The following is a 756-nucleotide window of genomic DNA, read 5'->3' on the forward strand; positions in this document are numbered from 1 at the left end:
TGAACCGCCCCGGTATTGTCGGAGACCTAATATTCTGAGAGAATACGACAATGAAAACACGACATTATACTCCTGAGATTAAAGAACGCGCCGTTCGTATGCTGATTGAAGCGTCGGGCGATTACCCCTCCACATGGTCAGCTATTCAAGCCATTGCCCCTAAGATTGGCTGCACGCCTGAAACTCTGCGGTCATGGCATAAAAAGCACATCGATCAAACCATTCCTGCCTCAGTGCAAGCTCAAAGCCAAGAGCAACGTATTAAAGAGCTTGAACGCGAAAACAGAGAGCTCAAGCAAGCCAATGAGATTATACGTAAGGCTGCCGCTTTTTTCGCCCAGGCGGAGCTCGACCGCTGACTAAAATCATGATTCACTTCATCGACGACAATAAACACCTTTATGGGGTCGAGCTGATCTGTAGAGTCCTACCGATTGCCCCGTCAACTTATTATCGTGCTCAAGACTTAAGCGACAACCCACACAAGCGTTCACTGCGCAGTCAGCATGACGACTATTACATCGGTGAGATTAAACGTATTTGGCAGGATAGCAAATGCCGTTACGGTGCGCGTAAAGTCTGGCAGCAGATGAAAGCTGACGGGTTAAAGGTTGCTCGGTGTACGGTAGAGCGATTAATGAAGCAGTATGGCCTACAAGGCGTCTGGCGTGGCAAAGGCAAGATTACCACCAACAGCCGTGACGACCAAAAGCGCGCTGATGACTTAGTCAATCGTAACTTTAGCGCTTATCGTCC

Annotated in this window: 1 pseudogene and 1 other annotated feature; the pseudogene reads left to right on the forward strand. The window is 48.8% G+C overall.

The annotated features are described in order from the left end of the window. Positions 1–50: 50 nt before the first annotated feature. Positions 51–756: pseudogene (locus AC2FA3_RS15025) on the forward strand (IS3 family transposase); the annotation flags it as partial. Beyond that, positions 326–442 (forward strand) — a sequence feature (AL1L pseudoknot). It overlaps the preceding pseudogene by 117 nt.

It is taken from the genome of Janibacter sp. CoH_79_TC_3, assembly GCF_058197955.1.